Annotated in this window: 18 protein-coding genes and 1 pseudogene; 13 read left to right on the top strand and 6 right to left on the bottom strand. The window is 70.5% G+C overall.

Translation table 11 applies throughout. The annotated features are described in order from the left end of the window. Window positions 1–42 precede the first annotated feature (42 nt). On the bottom strand, window positions 43–948 hold the full coding sequence (locus MZTS_RS14535; RefSeq protein WP_009866091.1) for a LysR family transcriptional regulator: 906 nt from the start codon (window positions 946–948) through the stop codon (window positions 43–45). Window positions 949–1,310: 362 nt separating this feature from the next. On the opposite strand from MZTS_RS14535, the gene MZTS_RS14530 reads away from it, so the two are divergent. The 12 genes from MZTS_RS14530 (at window position 1,311) to MZTS_RS14475 (ending at window position 13,223) form a co-directional block, all read left to right on the top strand. After that, window positions 1,311–2,288, top strand: coding sequence for an ABC transporter substrate-binding protein (locus MZTS_RS14530; RefSeq protein ID WP_192284386.1), 978 nt, complete (start codon window positions 1,311–1,313; stop codon window positions 2,286–2,288). Window positions 2,289–2,295: 7 nt separating this feature from the next. Beyond that, window positions 2,296–3,198: an ABC transporter ATP-binding protein gene (locus tag MZTS_RS14525; RefSeq protein ID WP_192284385.1), complete on the top strand. Its 903-nt coding sequence runs from the start codon at window positions 2,296–2,298 to the stop codon at window positions 3,196–3,198. Continuing rightward, window positions 3,195–3,989, top strand: coding sequence for an ABC transporter permease subunit (locus MZTS_RS14520; RefSeq protein ID WP_009864746.1), 795 nt, complete (start codon window positions 3,195–3,197; stop codon window positions 3,987–3,989). The genes MZTS_RS14525 and MZTS_RS14520 overlap by 4 nt, the downstream gene beginning before the upstream one ends. A gap of 60 nt (window positions 3,990–4,049) precedes the next feature. After that, window positions 4,050–5,123: an aromatic ring-hydroxylating dioxygenase subunit alpha gene (locus MZTS_RS14515; RefSeq protein WP_192284384.1), complete on the top strand. Its 1,074-nt coding sequence runs from the start codon at window positions 4,050–4,052 to the stop codon at window positions 5,121–5,123. Between the two features lie 83 nt (window positions 5,124–5,206). Beyond that, entirely contained in the window at window positions 5,207–6,217 is a 1,011-nt protein-coding gene (locus MZTS_RS14510; protein ID WP_192284383.1) for an ABC transporter substrate-binding protein, read from the top strand. Window positions 6,218–6,345: 128 nt separating this feature from the next. After that, window positions 6,346–7,716, top strand: coding sequence for an FAD-binding oxidoreductase (locus MZTS_RS14505; protein ID WP_192284382.1), 1,371 nt, complete (start codon window positions 6,346–6,348; stop codon window positions 7,714–7,716). 5 nt (window positions 7,717–7,721) lie between these two features. Next, window positions 7,722–8,309, top strand: coding sequence for an NAD(P)H-dependent oxidoreductase (locus MZTS_RS14500; protein WP_192284381.1), 588 nt, complete (start codon window positions 7,722–7,724; stop codon window positions 8,307–8,309). A 48-nt stretch (window positions 8,310–8,357) separates the two neighbouring features. Next, entirely contained in the window at window positions 8,358–9,908 is a 1,551-nt protein-coding gene (locus tag MZTS_RS14495; protein WP_009865734.1) for a class I adenylate-forming enzyme family protein, read from the top strand. Beyond that, on the top strand, window positions 9,908–10,726 hold the full coding sequence (locus MZTS_RS14490) for a creatininase family protein (RefSeq protein ID WP_192284380.1): 819 nt from the start codon (window positions 9,908–9,910) through the stop codon (window positions 10,724–10,726). Before MZTS_RS14495 ends, MZTS_RS14490 begins: the two co-directional genes overlap by 1 nt. Continuing rightward, complete coding sequence (locus MZTS_RS14485) at window positions 10,716–12,362, top strand: CocE/NonD family hydrolase (RefSeq protein ID WP_192284379.1); 1,647 nt, start codon at window positions 10,716–10,718, stop codon at window positions 12,360–12,362. Before MZTS_RS14490 ends, MZTS_RS14485 begins: the two co-directional genes overlap by 11 nt. 195 nt (window positions 12,363–12,557) lie before the next feature. Beyond that, entirely contained in the window at window positions 12,558–12,764 is a 207-nt protein-coding gene (locus MZTS_RS14480; protein ID WP_192284378.1) for a hypothetical protein, read from the top strand. A gap of 180 nt (window positions 12,765–12,944) precedes the next feature. Further along, window positions 12,945–13,223 (top strand): hypothetical protein, encoded by a 279-nt coding sequence (locus MZTS_RS14475; RefSeq protein ID WP_192284377.1) that lies wholly within the window; start codon window positions 12,945–12,947, stop codon window positions 13,221–13,223. A gap of 81 nt (window positions 13,224–13,304) precedes the next feature. Here the strand turns inward: MZTS_RS14475 and MZTS_RS14470 are convergent, their stop codons facing one another. The 5 genes from MZTS_RS14470 to MZTS_RS14450 form a co-directional block, all read right to left on the bottom strand. Beyond that, a complete protein-coding gene (locus MZTS_RS14470) occupies window positions 13,305–14,378 on the bottom strand; it encodes a BMP family ABC transporter substrate-binding protein (RefSeq protein ID WP_192284376.1) in 1,074 nt (357 codons plus the stop codon). 516 nt (window positions 14,379–14,894) lie between these two features. Then, window positions 14,895–15,821 (bottom strand): ABC transporter permease, encoded by a 927-nt coding sequence (locus MZTS_RS14465; RefSeq protein WP_192284375.1) that lies wholly within the window; start codon window positions 15,819–15,821, stop codon window positions 14,895–14,897. A gap of 94 nt (window positions 15,822–15,915) precedes the next feature. After that, window positions 15,916–17,007, bottom strand: coding sequence for an ABC transporter permease subunit (locus MZTS_RS14460; RefSeq protein WP_192284374.1), 1,092 nt, complete (start codon window positions 17,005–17,007; stop codon window positions 15,916–15,918). A gap of 98 nt (window positions 17,008–17,105) precedes the next feature. Then, window positions 17,106–18,710: an ABC transporter ATP-binding protein gene (locus MZTS_RS14455; RefSeq protein ID WP_192284373.1), complete on the bottom strand. Its 1,605-nt coding sequence runs from the start codon at window positions 18,708–18,710 to the stop codon at window positions 17,106–17,108. Between the two features lie 81 nt (window positions 18,711–18,791). After that, window positions 18,792–19,802, bottom strand: coding sequence for a hypothetical protein (locus tag MZTS_RS14450; protein ID WP_192284372.1), 1,011 nt, complete (start codon window positions 19,800–19,802; stop codon window positions 18,792–18,794). 539 nt (window positions 19,803–20,341) lie between these two features. Between MZTS_RS14450 and MZTS_RS14445 the strand changes: the two are divergent. Beyond that, window positions 20,342–20,518, top strand: a pseudogene (locus tag MZTS_RS14445) (cysteine hydrolase); the annotation flags it as partial. Window positions 20,519–20,526: the final 8 nt, after the last annotated feature.

Here is a 20,526-nt window from a genome sequence, read left to right as displayed (position 1 = left end):
ACGGGGCGGCGTCTTCGCCCGGACGCCGCGTGGAATTCCTGATCAGTCGATGGTGCTCTGGCGCTCGAACTCCGCCTGGATCCGCAGGGCGAGGAGGTGGGCGGGCCCGTCGAGGGCCGAGCGGGCGCGCTGCATCAGCGAGGCCCTCTGGATGATGGCGCTGGCATCGGACAGGGGCGTGAAGGCCAGCACGCCGCGGCGGATCTCCTCGCCGACATCCGAGAGGTTGATGAAGGTGAGGTGCGGCGATGTCTGCGCGAGGCGCTTCATCAGCTCGATCGAGTTCGTCTCGACCACGGGCGTGAAGCTCGTTCCCTCGGGCACGAGGAGTTCGAGCACGTCGCGCAGCGTCATCGAGCGGTCGGCGACGACGAGGGGATAGGCGAGGCAATCGGCCATCCGCACGTGATAGCGGCCGTTGAGGGGATGGTCGGGGGCCATCACCGCGCCGAGCCGATGCTCGAACTCGGCGATGCAGCGCATGCGCGGGTCGGGTGGAAGCCGGTAGGCCAGCGCGAGATCGGCCTCGCCCGCGAGCAGGGCGGCGGCGATCTGGTCGACCGGCAGGACCAGAACCTTGACGACGATGCGCGGATGGGTCTCGCGGAAGGTGCGGATCACTCCGGGCAGCACCCCGGCGGCGATGCTCGCCATCGTCGCGATCGTCACCTCGCCCCGGGTCAGGCCCTTGAGCGAGGCGACCTGCGCCAGCATGCGCTCGTGGCCGTTCAGCGTGTCGCGCACGTGCCGCACCAGCACCTCGCCCGCCGCCGTCAGGCGCAGGCCCCGCGGCAGCCGCTCGAACAGCGGTGTGCCCATCTCCTCCTCGAGCGAGAGGATCTGGCGGTTGACCGCGCTCGACGCGACGTTGAGGCGCGTGGCCGCCCGACGGATCGAGCCGCTGCGGGCCACCTCGTCGAGATAGCTCAACAGGCGATGATGCAGCATGGGGAAGCGGCCTCCGCGCCGTTTGGCCGTCGCGCCGGTCCGGCGCCACGCATCGGCCGCGTCTGCACGGAGCTTGCCAACTGGCCCCTCCGGTCGCGCGCGCGACCCCTGAAGCGGGCCGGCACGGTGCGGCGCCCGTCAGGGCACAAATTCTACCTGCGCGGGAGGACGCCGAACGCATAGCCAAGCGCACAGTCATGGGGCAGCGCGCGCATTTTGCGAGCGTTCCGCGCGGAAAACGATGCTTTTCGCGCAGCACTGCATCCGCTTTCCTGCGGTCCGAGGAGCCGGACGGATCCGACGCGGCACGACCTATGCGTCGCGAAAACCGTTCTGGGACAGCGCGGCAGGGGGCTTTATCGATGCGACCGATCCGGTTCGAGACGAAGGCGTGCGGTGTGCTGGCGGCGCTGATCCTGGCCGGACCGGCCCAGGCAGCGGACAAGATCGTGTTCCTGACCAGCTGGTACGCCCAGGCCGAGCATGGCGGCTTCTACCAAGCCAAGGCGGCCGGTCTCTACGAGAAGGCTGGGCTCGACGTCGAGATCCGCATGGGCGGGCCGCAGGTCAACGGCATGCAGCTCCTGCTTGCGGGCGAGGCCGACGCGATCATGGGCTTCGATTTCCAGGTTCTGCAGGCGGTCGAGAAGGGCCTGCCGGCGGTCACGGTCGCCGCCTCCTTCCAGTACGACCTCCAGGGCATGATGACCCACGAGGACGTGAAGAGCCTCGCCGGGGTCAAGGACAAGACCATCCTGGTCGCGGGCTCGGGCATGACCTCGTGGTGGCCCTGGCTGAAGAAGAAGTACGCGCTCTCCGATTCCCAGGTGAAGGCCTACACCTTCAACCTGCAGCCCTTCTTCGCCGACAAGACCATCGTCCAGCAGGCCTATCCCTCCTCCGAGCCGTTCCAGGCGCAGGAGAAGGGCGTGCCGGTGAACTTCTACCTCTTCGCCAAGGACGGCTACCCGCCCTACGGCACCACGATCGTCACCACCCGCAGGATGATCGAGACCAAGCCCGACGCGATGCGCAAGTTCGTGGCCGCCTCGATGGAGGGCTGGAAGAGCTACATGGCCGATCCGGCGCCGGGCAACGCGCTGATCAAGAAGGACAACCCGAAGATGACCGATGGCCAGATCGCCTTCGGCATCGCCAAGCTGAAGCAACTCAAGGTGCTCGGCGGCGACGCCAACGTCCCGATCGGCACCATGACCGAGGCTCATTGGAGGGCGAGCTACGACTATCTCGTCGAAGCCGGCCTGCTGAAGCCCGAGACCGACTGGAAGAAGGCCTACAGCCTCGAATTCATGCCCGTGCTGACGGCGAAGGCGGAGTGAGGACGAGATGGCGGCGCTCGCGCAACCGGCCTATCCACGGGCGATGCAGGGGGAGTCTGCCTGTCCCGCACCGGAACGGGTGCCGGAGCGGATGACCCGGCCGGCCGCCAACGCGGCGCCGGCCATCGAGGTCCTGTCCGCCGAGAAGGTGTTCGCGGACGGCACCCGCGGCCTCGCGCCCGTCGACCTGACGGTGCGCGAGGGCGAGTTCTTGTCGCTGATCGGCCCCTCGGGCTGCGGCAAGAGCACCCTGCTCTCGCTCATCGCCAACCTCGCCGAACCGAGCGACGGCCGCCTGCTGTGGTGGCGCGGCGGCTTCGAGGGCGTCGGCGCCGAGGGCCGGCGCATGTCGGTGGTGTTTCAGGACGCGACGCTGATGCCCTGGCTGCGCATCGCCGCGAATGTGCGCCTGCCCCTCGATCTCGCGGGGGTGAAGAAGGTGCAGGCCGCGCCCCGCGTCCAGGCGGCGCTGGATCTGGTCGGCCTCGGCGAGAAGGGGCGAAGCTACCCGCGCCAGCTCTCGGGCGGCATGCGCATGCGCGCGGCCATCGCCCGCGGTCTCGTCACCGAGCCGAACCTCCTGCTCATGGACGAGCCGTTCGGCGCGCTGGACGAATTCACCCGCAACAAGCTCGATGCCGACCTCGTCGACCTGTGGTGGCGGCGCTCGCTCACGGTGCTGTTCGTGACCCATTCGATCTACGAAGCGGTGTTCCTCTCGACCCGCATCGTCGTGATGGCGGCCCGACCGGGCCGGATCTTCGCCGAGCTGGCCATCGACGAGCCGCATCCGCGCGGCGACGCCTTCCGCCGCTCCCCACGCTTCGCCGACTATTGCCAGCGTCTCTCGGCGCTTCTCACCGAGGCCTCGCTCGCGAGCGATCCCTCCAACGCGGAGGCGCATCCGTGAAGACGCCGCTGATCCAGGATCCCCGCGTCCAGGCGGCGCTGCCGCCGCTCCTCGTCGGGATCGCGGTGCTGAGCCTCTGGGAGGTCGCCTGCCGCGGCTTCGCCATCCCCGACTACCTGTTCCCGGCCCCTTCCGTGATCGCCGCCTCGCTGGTGCAGAACGGGCCGGACCTGATGCGCGCCCTGTGGAGCACGATCCGCGTGACGCTGATCGCCTTCGCCCTCTCCACGGTGCTCGGCACGGCCGTCGCCTTCCTGTTCGTGCAGAGCCGCTTCATCGAGCGCGGCTTCTTCCCCTACGCGGTGATGCTGCAGGTCACCCCCGTGGTGGCGGTGGCCCCGCTCATCATTATCCTGGTGCGGGACACCCAGATCGCCCTGGTGATCTGCGCCACCATCATCGCGATCTTCCCCGTCATCTCGAACACCACGGTCGGCCTGCGCAGCGTCGATCCGGGCCTCGTCAACCTGATGCGGGTCTACCGCGCCAGCCGCCTGCAGACGCTGCTGCGCCTGCGCATCCCGAGCGCGCTGGGTTACTTCTTCGCCGGCCTGCGCATCTCCTCGGGGCTCGCCCTGATCGGCGCGGTGGTGGCGGAGTTCGTGGCCGGGACCGGCGGGCGCAGCGCGGGACTGGCCTACGAGATCCTCCAGGCCGGGTTCCAGCTCGACATCCCGCGGATGTTCGCGGCGCTCTCGCTGATCACCGCCGCCGGCATCCTGCTGTTCCTCGCCATGAGCGGCCTCAGCCGCCTCGCGCTCGGCTCCTGGGGCGATCCCGAGCGGGCCTGAACGCCTCATCCCCAACCATGCCGGAGGGCTTCACGCCGGGCATTCCTTCGGAGAGCTTTCATGCTGACGACCCGACAGAAGCTGTGGCGCCACTACTGGTACGCGACTCTACGCCTGACCGACCTCGCGGACGGCCCCAAGCCCTTCACCCTGATGGGCGAGAAGATCGTGCTGTTCCTCGACGGCGAGGGCGAGCCCGCCGCGATGATGGACCGCTGCTGCCACCGCACGGCCAAGCTCTCCAAGGGCTGGTGCGAGGACGGTCTGATCGTCTGCGGCTATCACGGCTGGGCCTATGACCGGCACGGCGCGCTCGCCCGCATCCCGCAATTCAGCCCGGAGCAGGTGGTGCCGCGGCTCGCGGTGAAGGCCTATCACTGCACCGCGAAGTACGGTTACGCCTGGGTCTGCCTGGAGGAGCCCTACGCGCCGATCCCCGAGATCCCCGAGGACACGATGCCCGGCTACCGGCGCATCCAGCAATTCCACGACGTGTGGAAGACCTCGCCGCTGCGCCTGATGGAGAATTCCTTCGACAACGCGCATTTCGCCTTCGTGCACCAGAACACGTTCGGGCAGATCGACCAGCCGATCCCGGAGAAATACGAGATCACCGAGACCGATGACGGCTTCGAGGCGGAGACGATCGTCACCATCGCCAACCCGCCGATGGCCCACCGCATCACCGGCACCACCGAGCCGACCACCAAGCGCCACATGCGCAACAAGTGGTTCATGCCGTTCTGTCGCCGGCTCGACATCGAGTATCCGTCGGGGCTGCGCCACATCATCTTCAATTCGGCGACGCCGATCGACGACGGCACGATCCGGCTGGCGCAGATCCTCTATCGCAACGACGTGGAAGAGGAATGCTCGGCGGAAGAGCTGATCGCCTGGGACGCGGTGATCGTCGAGGAGGATCGCGACATCCTCGAATCGACCGACCCGGACGCGACCATCGACATGAGCCGCAAGGTCGAGAGCCACATGCCCTCCGACCGCCCCGGCATGATCATGCGCCGCCGCCTGCTCACGCTGCTGCGCGAGCACGGCGAGGAGGAGGTTTCGGAAGCGGTGCCGGCGGTCTCGGTGCCGGTGGCGCCGACCCTGATGCCGCACGAGCGGGTGGCCTGACGCCCCTTCCCGGCAGTTCCCGAAGCCCGGCCCGTGCGGGGCTTCTCCCGCACGAGATCCCTTCCCCCCTGGAGACCACCGCCATGCCTGCTGCCGTCCCCTCCGCCGCGCGCCGCTCCTGGCGACCGGGCCGCCTGCTCGCGGCAATGGCGGCGGCGGCGGGGCTGGCCGCCTCCCCCGCCCGCGCCCTGGAAAAGGTCAGCTTCGGCCTCAACTGGGTGCCGGAGGCGGAGCATTGCGGCTTCTTCCAGGCCAAGGCCCGGGGCCATTACGAGGCGGCGGGGCTCGATGTGGAGCTGAAGCCCGGCAACCCGAACGTGAACATGCCGCTCCTCGTCGCCTCGGGCGAGATGAACATGGGCATGGGCTCGAGCTTCACCACGCTCAACCTCGTCGCCAAGGGCGTGAAGGCGCGCACCGTCGCCTCGTTCTTCCAGAAGGACCCGCAGACGCTCGTCGCCCATGCCGGCCAGGGCGTGGCGACGCTGCAGGATCTCAAGGGCAAGCCGATCATGATCGGCGGGTTCTCGCGCAACGAGTTCTGGCAGTTCCTGAAGGTGGCCTACGGCTTCGACGACGGGCAGCTGCGGCCCTACGCCTATTCCGCCGCGCCCTTCCTGGCCGACAAGAAGGCGGTGCAGCAGGGCTACATCACCGACGACGCGGCGACGCTCGGCAAGGTCCTGCCCGAGCCGCCGGTCTCGATCCTGCTCGCCGATTACGGCTACGACAATTACGCGACCACGGTCTTCGCCACCGACGCCTATCTCGACGCCCACACGAAGACCGTGCAGGCCTTCCTGGACGCCAGCCGCAAGGGCTGGGCCGAGTGCATGAGCGGCGACTACGCGCCGGCCATGAAGGCGGTGCTCGACCTCGTGCCGACCGGCGGCGAGGAGCTGTTCCACTTCAAGATGGACCAGATGAAGAAGCGCGGCCTCGTCGAGGGGGGCGACGCGGAGACCCTCGGCATCGGCGCCATGACCGATGCGCGCTGGAAGTCCTTCTTCGACGTGATGGTCAAAGCCGGCATCTACCCGGCCTCCCTCGATTTTACCCAGGCCTACACCCTCGCCTTCATCGGCAAGAAATAGCCCCGGAGAGGCCGGGGATGGACCTGCCGACCGCCGCCATCGTCCCCCCTCCCCCAGGGACGCCGCCCGGCACGAGCCGGTGGAGGCCTGAGCCCGATGCGCATCCTGAGACGACGAGCCAAAGCCGCATGACCCGCCATCCCTCGCCCGAAGCCCTGGCCGCGCTCCGCAGCGACCTTGACGGCCGCGTCGCCCTCGTCGAGGAGCCCGCCCGGGTCCGGAAGCGCTCGCGGGACTTCTTCTGGTACTCGCCGGTGCTCAACGCCCAGCTCAACGGCCTGTCCGGCGATCTCGTCGCCGAGCCCGCGAGCGAGGCCGAGGTGATGGCGGTGGCCTCTTCCTGCGCCCGGCACGGCGTGCCGCTCACCGTGCGCGGCGGCGGCACCGGCAATTACGGGCAGGCGGTGCCGCTGCAGGGCGGCGTGGTGCTCGATGTCTCCGGGCTCGACCGGATTGCGTGGCAGCGCGACGGCGCGGTGCGCACCGGCCCCGGCCTGCGCATGAACCGCCTCGACGCCCTCCTCGCGGCGGGGGGCGAGGAACTGCGGATGCATCCCTCGACGAAGCGCACGGCGACCATCGGCGGTTTCGTCGCCGGCGGCTCGGGCGGCATCGGCTCGGTCAATTACGGCCAGCTGCGCGAGCGCGGCAACATCCGCGCCGCCCGCGTGGTGACGCTGGAGGCGGAGCCGCGGGTGCTGGAACTGACCGGCGATGCGGTCAACGGCATCGCGCATGCCTACGGCACCACCGGCATCGTCACGGAGCTGGAGATGCCGCTCGCGCCCGTCCACCCTTGGATCGACGTCATCGTCGCCTTCGACGACTTCCTCACCGCCGCCGAATGCGGGCTGGCGGTCGGCCGGGATGGCGCGGTCACCAAGAAGCTGATCACGCCGATCGCCTGGCCGCTGCCGCAATGGTTCACCCCGCTCAAGGCGCATTGCCCCGCGGGTCGGGCGATCCTGATCGCGATGATCTCGGAGGCGACGCTGCCGGCCTTCCGGGCGCAGGTGGCGCGGGCCGGCGGCACGATCACCCTGGAGACGCCGCTGGACGAATCTCCGGGCCATACCCCGCTCTACGAGTACAGCTGGAACCACACCACGCTGCAGGTGCTCAAGACCGACCGGAGCTGGACCTATCTCCAGAGCCTGCACCCGGCCGACCGGCTGATGGAGAGCGTCGCCGAGATGGCCGCCCTCTTCCCCGACGAGATCGTGCCGCATCTCGAATTGATCGAGTTCGCCGGCCGGCTCACCTATGCCGGCATCCCGCTCCTGAAATTCACCGACGCGGACCGGCTGAACCACATCATCGCCGCGCATGAGGCGCGCGGCGTCTTCATCGCCAATCCCCACGTCTACACCCTGGAGGACGGCACCCGGCACAAGCGGGCCGAGACCGACCAGCTCGGCTTCAAGCGCCTCACCGATCCGCTGGGCCTGATGAATCCCGGCAAGATGCGGAGTTTCACGCCCGCCGCCCCGCAGGCGTGACCGCCGTGAAGCGCATCCTCTACGTCTATTGCCACCCGCTGCCGGAGAGCTTCCACGGGGCCATCCGCGCCGCCGCCCTCGACGGGTTGAGGCAAGCCGGCCACCAAGTCGACCTGCTCGACCTCTACGCGGAGGGCTTCGATCCGGTCCTGACCGCGGACGGGCGGCGCAACTATCACGACGTCACCGTGAACCAGCGGGGGCTCGAGGAGTACGTCGCCCGCCTGCGGGCGGCCCAGGTGCTGGTCGTGCAGTTTCCGACCTGGTGCTTCGGCCCGCCCGCCATGCTCAAGGGCTTCATCGACCGGCTGATGATGCCGGGCGTGGCCTTCGACCTGTCGGATCCGAAGCATGTCCGGCCGATTCTCGATTCGCTCGAGCAGATCGTCGGAATCGTCACCTATGGCCGTCCGCGCTGGATGGCGCTGGCGATGCAGGACCCGCCCCGCCGGATGGTGACGCGCTATCTCCGCTGGTTCGCGGCGCGCCGGGCCTCCGCCGCCTATCTCGCGCTCTACCACCTCAACATCGCCTCCGACGCCCGCCGCAGCGCCTTCCTGGAGAAGGTGCGCCGGCGGATGGCGCGGCTGTGACCTCGGACCGCGCCTGCCTCGCCCCTCTCTCCGGACTGGAGTCCCGCCATGCTGATGCATCGTCTTCTCACGCTCGGCGCCGAGCGCCATCCCGACCGGCCCGCCTTCCATTGGGTCGACCGCGACCGGGGCCTCACCTATGCCGGCGCGGTGGACGCGATGGAGCGCATGGCGGGCGCCCTGCATGATCTGGGCGTGGGCAAGGGCGAGCGCGTCACGATCTTCGCCCATAACGGGCTCGACTACATCGTGGCGATGCTGGGGGCGTGGCGGATCGGCGCCGTCGCGGCCCTGGTGAACGTGAAATTCGCCGACGACCTCACCGATTACATCGCCGACCATACGCCGAGCGCGGTGGTCTATACCCACGACATGGAGGCGCAGGTGGCCGCGGCCTGCGCCGCCATCGGCACGGTCCGCGCCCGCCTGTGCATGGACGGGGCGCAGGACGGCGCCCTGTCCCTGCCGGAGATGCTGGCGGCGGGCCTGCCGGCCCCGCCCGATCCCGGCGACGAGAGCGCGATCGCCCATCTCTCCTACACCTCCGGCACGACCGGCAAGCCGAAGGGCGCCTGCCTGCGCCACGAGCCGACCGTGCGCGCCTGCCGCTGCATCGGCGAGCGCCTGCGGCTGCGGCCGGGCGACGTGTCGTTCGGGCCCTCGGCGCTCTCCAGCTCCTACCAGCTCGTCGCCAACCTGCTGCCGCCGCTGGCGGTCGGCGCGTCCGTGAACGTGATGCGGTTCTGGACGCGGGAGGGCGGCTACGACGCGCTCACGGCCCGCGGGGCGACCAGCTTGGTGGCCAATCCGCCGATCCTCGACGATCTGCTGCAGGAATCCCGCCGCCGCGGCGCCCCGCCCCCCGGCCTGCGCCTCGGCATATCCGGCGGCGGCCCGGTGCCGCCGACCCTCAAGGCGGCTTGGCGCGACGAACTTGGCCTGCCGCTCGTCGAGAGCTACGGCCAGAGCGAGCTCGGCGGCTTCGTCGGTCTCGGCTACCCGGAGCTGGAGCCCGACGACGCCAAGCTCGGGCGGGTCGGACCGCCGCTGCCCGACAAGGAGGTGTTCATCCTCGGGCCCGACGACCGCGTCCTGCCGCCGGGCGAGATCGGCGAGATCGCCCTGACGGGCGGCTTCATGGCCGGTTACTGGAACAGGCCGGAGAAGACCGAGGAGGCGACCCGCGGCGGCTATCTGCGCACCGGCGATCTCGGGCTCCTCGATGCCGATGGCTGCGTCACCCTGCGCAGCCGCCGGGCGGAGCTGGTCGAGGTGGCGGGGCGCCTGTGGTACCCCCGCGACGTGGAAGAGGCGCTGATGGCGCAGGCCGGCGTCGCCCAGGCCGCCCTCGTCGGCGTCGCCGAGGCCGGGCTCGGCCAACGGCCGGTGGCCTTCGCGCAGGCCCAGCCCGGTGCCGCGCTCGATGCGGCGGCGCTGAAGCGCGCGATCGCCGGAGCGGTCCCCTACGACCTCGGCCCCCTCGTCGTCGTGCCGGTGCCGGAGATGCCGATGACCCCGACCGGCAAGATCGCCAAGGCGGAGCTGGCCCGGTCGGACCTCGCCCTGAAGGCGGCCCAAAGCGCGGCGGAGGCGGCGTGATGCACTCTCTCTCGCGCTGGTGGTGGGATCTGACCACGGAGGAGTTTTCACGCCTCGATTGGGACGGGCTCGTCGCGATCCTGCCGGTGGCGGCGGTCGAGCAGCACGGGCCGCACCTGCCGGTGCGGGTCGATGCGGCGATCAATGCCGGCATCCTCGCCCGGGCCGTGGCGCTGATGCCCGACGATCTGCCGGCCCTCGTCCTGCCGATGCTGCCCATCGGCAAGTCGAACGAGCACCATGCCTTCCCCGGCACGCTCAGCCTGTCCTACGAGACCCTGGCGCGCCTCTGGATCGAGACGGCGGAAAGCGTGCACCGCGCCGGTTGCCGCCGCCTCCTCATCCTCAACAGCCATGGCGGGCAGCCGCAGGTGATGGAGATCGTGACCCGCGAACTGCGCGTCCGGCTCGGCATGCTCGCGGTCGGCTGCGGCTGGAGCGGGATCACGCCGATGGACGACCTGTTCTCCCAGGCCGAGCGGCGCCACGGCATCCATGGCGGCGAGATCGAGACCAGCGCGATGCTGGCGCTCCACCCCGACCTCGTCCGCATGGAACGGGCGCAGGATTTCGTGCCGCTCTCGGTCGCGATGGAGCGGAGCGGCGGCTTGCTGACCCCGGAGGGGCGGGTCGGCTTCGGCTGGATGGCGCAGGATCTCCACCCCGCCGGCGTCAGCGGCGATGCGGCGGCGGCGGATGCCCGGCGCGGGGCCGAACTCGTGGAGCGCGCCGCCTCGGGCGTGGTGCGATTGGTGCGCGAGATCTCGGACTTCCCCCTCGAACGCCTCGGCTCCGGGACCGCCTTCGATGTCCGCTGAGACCCTCCTGCCGGTCGCCGAGCCCGAGACGGCGCGGCTGACGCTGCCGGACGGGATCGGGCTCGTCGCCGATCTCTGGCGTCCCGCCGGACCGGGCCGCCATCCGGTCCTGCTGATGCGCCAGCCCTATGGCCGCGCCATCGCCTCGACGCTGACGCTCGCGCATCCGGCCTGGTACGCCGCCCGCGGCTACCTCGTCGTGGTCCAGGACGTGCGCGGTCGCGGCGGCAGCGGCGGCGCGTTCCGCCTGTTCGAGAACGAGGCCACGGACGGTGCGGCGACGCTGGCCTGGGCGGCGGACCTTCCCGGATCGGACGGCCGGGTCGCGACCTACGGCTTCAGCTATCAGGCGGTGACGCAGTTCCTGGCGCTGGCGGGCGCCCTGCGCGCGGGCACCAAGCGGCCCGACGCGATCGTGCCGGCGATGGGCGGATGGGACATCCGCGACGACTGGGCCTTCACCGGCGGCGCCTTCGGGCTCGCGGGCAATCTCGGTTGGGCCGGCCAGATGGGCGCGGAGGTCGCACGCCTGCGGGGCGACGCGCCCGCCTTCGAAGCACTGGCCGGGATCGCGCGCGGCACGCCCTGGAACGGCCCGGTCGCGGCCCGGCCCGATGGGCTCGCGCGCTACGCCGCCGATCACCATTACGGCGACTGGATCGGCGACGATCCGGCCTACTGGGACCGGATCGCGCCGGCCCGCCTCCTCGCCGGGAGCGCGCCGGCCGTGCCCGGCCTGCATGTCGGCGGCTGGCAGGACTTCCTGCTCGACGGCACGCTCGGCGCCTACGACGCCTTCCGGGCCGGGCCGTCACCGCAGCGCCTTCTCGTCGGTCCCTGGACGCACGCCCCGTGGGGCCGCCGGGTCGGCTGCCTGGATCTCGGGCCGGAGGCCGTCACGCCGGTCGACCGCGCCACCCTCGCCTTCCTCGATCACGTGCTGCACGGGCGCGGGGATCCCGGAGCGCCCGTGCGCCTGTTCGATGTCGGGGCCCGCGGCTGGATCGGCTTTCCCGCCTGGCCCGAGCCGGAGCCGACCGCCCTCTATCTGGCCTCGGACGGTCTCGCGGCGACCGCCGCGAGCGGTCGCCTCGCGACCGAGCCGGCGGATTCGGGCGAGGACCGTCTCGTGCACGATCCCTGGCGCCCGGCACCGATCCTCGGGGGGGCATGGGGGACGCCCCCCGGCTATCAGGACCGCGCCGCCCTGGACGACCGTGCCGATGTCGCGGTCTATGACGGCCCGATCCTCGCGAAGAGTCTGCGGCTGGCCGGACGCGTCGCGGCGGAGCTGTTCGTCGAGACCGCGGCGGCGAGCCACGACCTGCACGCGACACTCTCCCTCGTCGAGCCGGATGGACGCGCCATCACCCTGACCGCCGGTCATCTGCGGGTGGCGGATGCGGCGGCGCCGGGACCGCGGCGCATCGCCATGCGGGCGGTGTGCTGCACGCTGCAACCGGGCCAGCGCCTGCGTCTCTCGCTCCAGGCCGCCGCCTGGCCGGCCTTCGCGGTCAATCCGGGCACCGGTCACAGCCCGGAGGCGGCCGGGACGATGCAGGCGCACATCATCGTGCTCGCCCTGCGTCACGGCGCCGGGCGAGCGTCGCGGTTGCTGCTGCCGGCCCTCGATTGATCCCGCTTCCGGTCAATCCGACCGCATGCGGGATCAGCGAGCCCGCGGGGTGCCTGAACGAAGCCCAGAGCCGCCATCCCGAAGGGATCAATCGGATGTGATCGGACTGAGTCCCTCCGCCTCGGCGGCGGCATGGCCCTTGCTGCCGCGGATCGTGGAAGCGGTGGCCATCGCGGTCCCGCGGGAGTGTCCACGATGCGCGCGAAACGGGCCGGTCTCGGCCTCAGCCTTCCCCTCCTTGCTTGGATCGTCGCCGCCTTCTGCCTCGGCAGCGGCGTCGCGACGGCGCCCGGTGCCCGTGCCCAGGGGACGGTGACGCCGCCGGCGGGCCAATCGCGCGTGACCGCTCCGGGCGGGCGGCGCGGCAAGGCCGCTCGATCCCACAGGAAGCGGCATCGCTGAGACGGGCTCCGCTTGCCTCAAGCGGTCCCGGATCGGCCAGCCCGCGCGGCGCCTGAGGAGGGCCCCCATCGCGCCGGCGCGATGGGATCAACCGGATTTGGTACGAGTCCGGGAAGGCCCACGGCCCAGGCGGCCCGACGACGCGCTCATTCCCTCGTCGCAACCGGAAAGTCAGTCCCCATGCGCCTCATCACGACAGCTACGCTCGCCCTGTGCGCCCTCGCCGGTCTCGGCCATGCCGCCTTCGCCCAGGGATCGACCGGCGCCCCGGCCGGAACCCCGGGGGCGACCGCCCCGGGCGGTACGGAAGGGGCGGCTGCCCTCCCGAACGAGCGGGAGGCGATCCGCTCCGGCGATGCCCTTCCGGCGGCACCCGGCATCGGCATCCCGGCCGAGACGCCGCCCCCGCCGCCGGCCGATGCACGCACCCTGCCGCCCGCGCCGCCGCCGCGTCCCTGATCGGCCTCGCAACGCGAAGAGGCGCCGCCGGATCGCTCCGGCGGCGCCTCTCTTCTCGGGAAGCGTGGTTCCGCCCCGCCTCTACTGGGTCAGCTTGTCGTCGATCCCCTTCACGTACCAGTTCATGCCGAGGATCATCGGATCGGGCGCCTGCTCGCCCTCCTTCACGGCGACCGAGCCGTCCTGCTTGATCACCGGTCCCTGGAACGGGTGGATCCTGCCCTCGGCGATGCCCTTCTTGGTCTCCTCGGCGAGCGCCTTCACGTCGTCGGGCATGTTGGTGAAGGGCGCCAGCACGACCATGCCGTCCTTGATGCCGCCCCAGCTGTCATGGCTCTTCCACGTGCCGTCGAGCACGGCCTTGGCCTCCCCGATCACGTAGCCGTTCCAGTCGTCGACGATCGAGGTGAGCTGGGCCTTCGGGGCGAAGCGGTACTGGTCGGAGGACTGGCCGAAGGCGAGCTTGCCCGCCTTCTCCGCCTCCTGCAGCGGCGCGGCGGAATCGGTGTGCTGCGTGAGGATGTCGGCGCCCTGCGCCAGCAGCGCCTTGGCGGCCTCCGCTTCCTTGCCGGGGTCGAACCACGTGTTCACCCAGACGATCTTGACCTTGATGTTCGGATTGACCGACTGCGCGCCGAGCATGAACGCGTTGATGCCGCTCACGACCTCGGGGATCGGGAAGGAGGCGATGTAGCCGACGGTGCCCGATTTCGACAGCTTGCCCGCGATCTTTCCGCAGATGTAGCGGCCCTCGTAGAAGCGCGCCGAGTAGGTGGAGACGTTGTCGGCCCGCTTGAAGCCGGTGGCGTGCTCGAACTTCACCTTCGGAAACTTCTTGGCGACCTTCAGGGTCGGCTCCATGAAGCCGAAGGAGGTCGTGAAGATCAGGCCGGCGCCCGAGCGGGCGAGCTTCTCGATGGCGCGTTCGCTGTCGGCCTCGGGCACGTTCTCGACAAACGTCGTCTCGACCTTGTCGGGCAGCGCCTCGGCCAGCGCCTTGCGGCTGAGATCGTGCTGGTAGGAGTAGCCGTAATCGGCGATAGGGCCGACATAGACGAAGCCGACCTTGAGCTTGTCCGCCGCCCGTGCCGGAGCCAGCGCGCATGTCGCGCACAGGAGCGCCCCGGCCAATCGCGTGACGATGCTGCCCATCATGGATGTTGCCCCTTTTCGGCGGCGTTGCCCGCCGCGATTTGTCGGCGCCGCGCGCGGTCGCCCCGGGATGTCCGGAGCAAGACCAGGGCCAGGACGGCCACAGGGATCGTCCCTTCGGCGGGGGGGCGGGCGCAAGCCCGACATTTCCAGGGCTTTGCCCCGGACCCACGAAGGGCTTGCCCTTCGAACCCTACATGTTCGGCGGGACGGTTCGTTCGTGATGCCCGGCCTGTAGCGGCCGATCACGCCGGCCTCGGCCGTGGCGGCCGCCCGCGCTGCCGAGAAGATGGCTGCGAGAGCAAGAGGGGGCTGGCGCGGAAGGCGGTCCGTCTTGTCGGGGCGGCTTCAAGCTTTGTTGGGATTGGACCTGTCCAATCCTCAAGAGGAGGCCAACGTTTCGGCACCGACCGGAGGCGGTTTTACCTTCGAAAATTCGGGATCGGCGGCGCGGGCGCCCAAAAAGACATCCGCGCCTGCACGCTTTCGCGTCATGCCCCGACCCCTCTCGGTAGGGCCTCACCGGCTCGGGGCGAAGACGCGGCCGAGGGCGGCCGGTGCCGGCGAACCGCCCCGGCGGCGCCCGAGCGACAGCAGCACCAGGGCCAGGATGGTGGCGAGATAGGGCATGGCCGAGAGCAGCTGGCCGGGCAGGCCGAGCCCCGCCGCCTGGGCGTGAAGCTGGAGGACGGTGGCCCCGCCGAAGAGCAGCGCCCCGGCGGCGACCCGCAGGGGCTGCCAGGAGGCGAAGACCACGAGCGCCAGGGCGATCCAGCCGCGTCCGGCGGTCATCGCGGGTGCCCAGAACGGGGTGTAGGCGAGGGAGAGATACGCGCCCGCGAGCCCGGCGCAGGCGCCGCCGAACAGCACGGCGAGGAAGCGGATTCTGCGCACCTTGAGCCCGAGGGCATGGGTCGCGGTGTGGTCGTCCCCGATGGCCCGCAGGCTCAGCCCGGCGCGGCTGCGCCACAGGAACCACCAGGTTCCGGCCACGAGCAGGAGGGCCGCGTAGACGAAGGCGTCGTGCCCGAACAGCAAGTGCCCGATCCCCGGCAGGTCGGTGAGGCCGGGCAGGTGGAGATGCGGCGCCGGATCGCGCTTCATCCCGACATAGCCGGCGCCGACGAGACCCGAGAGGCCGAGGCCGAGGATGGTCAGGGCCAGCCCCGCGGCGACTTGGTTGGCCGCCAACCCCACGGTGAGCAGGCCGAACAGGGCCGCGAGCAGCAGGCCCGACCCGGCTCCGCCGAGGGCGCCGAGCAGGGTCGATCCGGTCTCGGTGGCGACGGCGAAGCCCGCGGCCGCGCCGAGCACCATCATGCCCTCGACCCCGAGATTGAGCACGCCGGAGCGTTCGACGACGAGTTCGCCGATGGCGGCCAGGATCAGCGGCGTCGCCGCCGTCAGCACCGTGACGAGCACCATCTGGAGGATGTCGAGGCTCATGGCGGCGCTCTCCGGCCTTGTCTCGGGGGCAGGGTCTTGAAGGTCGAGATCTTGGATGTCGGGGGCTGGGTGGCGGAATGCCGGGCCGGGGCGCTCACGGCAGCGCCCCGCCGCCCGCGCCGCCCGGCACGATCCGGATGTGGTAGCGCGTGAGCACATCGGCCCCGAGCACGAGGCAGAGCAGCAGGCCCTGGAAGGCGCGGGTCAGATCGAGCGGCAGCTTCAGGTCGATCTGCGCCCCCTCCCCACCGATCGTCGTCACCGCGATCACGAGGGCCGCGAGGAGAATGCCGGGCGGGCTGAGGCGGCCGAGGAAGGCGACGATGATCGCGGTGAAGCCGTAGCCGGGGGAGATCTCGGGTTGGAGCTGGCCGATCCGGCCGGCCACCTCACAGATGCCGGCGAGCCCCGCCGCCCCGCCGGAGATCGCGAAGACCGCGAGGGTCAGGCGCGCGTCCGAGAAGCCGGCGAAGCGCGCCGCCCGCGGGCTCGCGCCGACGGCGCGCACCTCGAAGCCGAACAGGGTGCGGGCCAGGACCAGTGTCGCCAGCAGGACCGCCAGGAGGGCGATCGGCGCCCCCGCATGGAGCGATTCGCCGGTCATCAGGGCGGGCAGCCGGGCCGCCTCGTCGAAGCCGACGCTCTGCGGGAAATTGTAGCCCTGCGGATCGCGCAAGGGGCCGCGCACCATGTAGTCGAGCAGCAGCTGCGCGACGTAGACGAGCATCAGGCTGGTCAGGATCTCCGAGACGCCGAGCTTCACCCGCAGCAGCGCCGGGATCATCGCGTAAGCGAGGCCGGCCGTCGTGCCGGCGAGCAGCATCGCCGGCAGGATCCAGACGGTGGCGCCCTCGCTGCCATGGGCGGCGATGGCGACCCAGCCGCCGGCGAGGCCGCCGATCACGACCTGGCCCTCCGCCCCGATGTTCCAGAGGTTGGCACGGTAGCAGAAGGCGAGGCCCGTCGCGATCAGCGCCAGCGGCGCGGCCTTCAGCGCGACCTCCTGCAGCGACCACGCCTCGCTCAGGGGGGCGACGAAATAGGCGAGGAAGGCCTGTCCCGGCGGGACGCCGAAGGCGGCCACCGCCAGCCCGCCGATCAGGACCGCGGCGGCGAAGGCGAGGGCGGGCGAGAGCAGGTCGAGCCAGGGCGACCGGCGCGCACGGGGGAGAAGATCAAGGCGCACCGCGCATTCCTTTCGTTCCTGTTTCCCAATCGCAGCTCACGCGCAGCGCCTTCCGGGTCCGTTCGAATCCGGCGCAAGGGCACCGCTCAAGGCACCGCTCAAGGCACCTGCACGAGGGCTCGGCGCGCCGGAGCGGCCGGGGTTTCGCCGGCCTCCGCCCCGGTCTCCTCGGCCCCGCCCATCAGGAGACCCACCGCCGCGCGGCTGGTGGCGCCGGCCGGCACGGGCGGCGAGAGCAGGCCGTCATGCAGGACGGCGATGGAATCGGCGATCTCGAACAGCTCGTCGAGATCCTGGCTGATCACGACCACCGCGCAGCCCCGCCCGGCGAGGTCGAGCACCGCCTGCCGGAGCTGGGCGGCGGCGGCGGCATCGACGCCCCAGGTCGGCTGGTTGATGACGAGGATGCCCGGCTCGGCAAGGATCTCCCGCCCGACCACGAATTTCTGCAGGTTGCCCCCCGAGAGCGTGCCGGCGGCCGGGTCGGGACCTGCCTTGCGCACGTCGAAGGCCTCGATCACGCGCCGCGCGAGCTCCCGCGCCCGCGCCCGCCGCAACAGGCCGAAGCGGCTGAGCGGGGCCGTGGCATGGCGGGAGAGCAGCGCATTGTCCGACAGGCTCATCTGCGGAATCGCGGCATGGCCGTTGCGCTCCTCGGGCACGAAACCGGCCCCGAGCCGGCGCCGGGCGTTGATGCCGAGATGGCCGACGGGCCGGCCGTCGAGGCGGACGGCCTCAGGCACGGGGGCCTGGCTCTCGCCCGACAGGGCGTCGAACAGCTCCGGTTGGCCGTTGCCGGCGATTCCCGCGATCCCCAGGATCTCGCCGCCCGCGACGGACAGCGAGATGTCCCGCAACGGCGTGGCATGCAGGCCCGGCGCGGGCAGCGACAGGCGGTCGAGCACGAGGCGCACCGCGCCGGCCCTGCGGGCTGCCCTCGGCTGCACCTCGTTCACCTGGGTGCCGACCATCATCGCGGCGAGCGAGCGGGCCGTCTCCGCGCGGGGGTTGCAGCTGCCGACGACCCGGCCGGCGCGCAGGATCGTGGCCCGGCTGCAGAGGCGGCGCACCTCGTCGAGCCGGTGCGAGATGTAGAGCAGCGCCCGGCCCTCGTCGCGCAGGCGCTCCAGCACCGAGAACAGCGCCTCCGCCTCGCCCGGCGTCAGCACCGAGGTCGGCTCGTCGAGGATCACCAGCTTGGGATCCTGGAGCAGGCAGCGCACGATCTCGATGCGTTGGCGCTCGCCCGCCGAGAGCGACCAGACCGGCCGCGCCGGATCGAGATGCAGGCCGTAATCCTGCCCGAGCCGGGCGATGCGCTCCGCCAGCGCCCGGCCGGTCAGCGCGGCCGGCATCACGAGGGCGATGTTCTCGGCCACCGTCAGGTTCTCGCACAGCGAGAAATGCTGGAAGACCATGCCGATGCCGAGCGCCCGCGCGGCTTCCGGATTGGCCAGCCGCACGATGTCGCCCTGATGCGTGACGACGCCCTCGGTCGGCTCCAGCAGGCCGTAGAGGATCTTCATCAGGGTCGATTTGCCGGCGCCGTTCTCACCGAGCAGGGCGTGGATCTCGCCCGCGCGGATCTCCAGATCGATGCGGTCGTTGGCGGTGAAGTCGCCGAAGCGCTTGACGATGCCGTAGGCGCCGAAGAGCGGCGTCGGCCCCTCCCGGGGGCCCGGCGGAGCGGGAGCGGCGTCCATCGGGTCGATTTCACACTCCTCTCGATGGAGCCCGTGCTGCGGGTCGGCAGCACGGGCGGCCTGGCGAATCCGGCCGGGTGATCAGAAGATATGGAAGGCGACGCCGGCGAGGAAGCTCTTCTCCTCGGTGCCCTTGAAGGTCGCGGTTTCCTGGTTACCGAATTTGTTGAGCCAGTACTGGAAGCCGATGAAGACATCGACCTTGTTGGGCTGATCGTAGACGAGCTTGCCCAGATCGAGCACGAGGTTGGTGCGCGAGAGGAATTCGAGCCCGCGCGGCGGGTTGAAGGCGTAGGCCGCCGGATTGCCGCTGATGCCGCGGCCCTTGGGCAGGACGATGTTGTTGAAGCCCGCCAGCGTCAGCGGCAGCCCGGTGAAGGTCAGCGGGAGGCTGTAGACGATCTCGAACTCGGGCACCGTGTTGAAGCTCTGGTCGCGGTCGGGCTGCGTGTTGAAGCCGTTGCGGTTCCATTCCTTGTAGGCGTGCACCGAGAGGTTGAGGAAGCCGGCGGGCACATCGAACGCGAAGTTGAGGCCGCCGACGACATCGCGCTTCTTCGAGCCGAAGGCGTCGTTCTGCGAGTTGGCGTCGAAGCCGAAGGCGAGGGAGATCTCCTTGACGATGCCGGGCAGGGTGAAGGCCTTGGTTCCGGTGAGGGCGTTGAGGCTCAGGGTGCCGCGATAGAGGCCGTAGGCTTCGGTGTTGCCGTAATCGCGAGAGACCGGCACCCCGCCGGGGGTGTTGGTGGTGCCGGCCGGGAATTGCGAACCGGATTGCAGGATGTCGAGGGAGAAGAAGTTGGTGCCGTAGGCCCAGGCATCGGCATGCGAGATGTTGAGGATGTTCTTGGGCGCCTCACGGGAGCGGAAGCTGCCGTCCGGCCGCTGGATCTGGATGCCGGGCGTGACGGTGGGGAACTGGTAGCGGTAACTGATCTGCGTATCGGCGAACAGGAAGAACGGCACGTCCTTGGCGACCACCTCCTCCGGTGCCTTGGTCTGCTGGATCTTGTCCATACCGAGATCTGCCGCGGCCGCCGTACCGACCGTGAAAAGCGACAGCGCGACCGCCGCAAGCCCCCGAACCGACATTCTTGTTCTCTCCAAGCGTTCGTGTGGCAAGGGAGCAGCAACGGGAATGCCAACCTCGATGGGTTGGTAGGTTTCCGGTGCTCGGACAACAGCGTACGTCACAAATCTGCAACACATTTCCGGCGCAGCGCATGTGGTCTCCATGTAAAACGGTGATGGATCGCCGGTAAGATCGCTGGATATGGAAGTTGAGTCTTCGCTGCGGCCGGATAAATCTTTGAAATTCCTGCGCGGTAGCCTGCCGTTTGGCCACGCTGCGTATTTCATGGACAGGGTGCCGGAAATGCCTCGGGGTGAGGACGCTTTGCGAGCGCTGGCGGAGCCGGGGCCGGACGCACCTCGCCGGGCGCACCTTGCCGGGGGCTTGGCCGGATGCTTGGCCGGATGCCTGGACAGGCGTCAGTTGGCGACACTTCGTGCATCGGTCGACGGGATCGGGCAGGATTTCCGGCGAGGGCGGTCCGTCATCGCGGCGGCCCGGACGATCCCGCGCCCGGTCCCGCGAGAGCGCTCCGAGCTTGCCCATTCCCGCCCAGCGGTTGCCCGTCCAGCGGCCCCTTCTCGGTGCCGAGCCGTCTCCCCTGGCGTTCGATCCGGTCGCGACGGACTTGATCGTCATCGACAGGCCGCGCGACTTCCTCGAGCCCGGCGGCTTCGGCGAGAGCCTCGGCAACGGCGTCTCCTTGCTCGCCGCCCTCGGCCAACCGTGGCGCGCGTCCGGCCG

The sequence above is a fragment of the Methylorubrum zatmanii genome (assembly GCF_014845115.1).
GTDB lineage: Bacteria > Pseudomonadota > Alphaproteobacteria > Rhizobiales > Beijerinckiaceae > Methylobacterium > Methylobacterium zatmanii.
The sequence above is the reverse complement of the archived record's forward strand: the minus strand, read 5'-3'. Positions and strand labels throughout refer to the sequence as shown.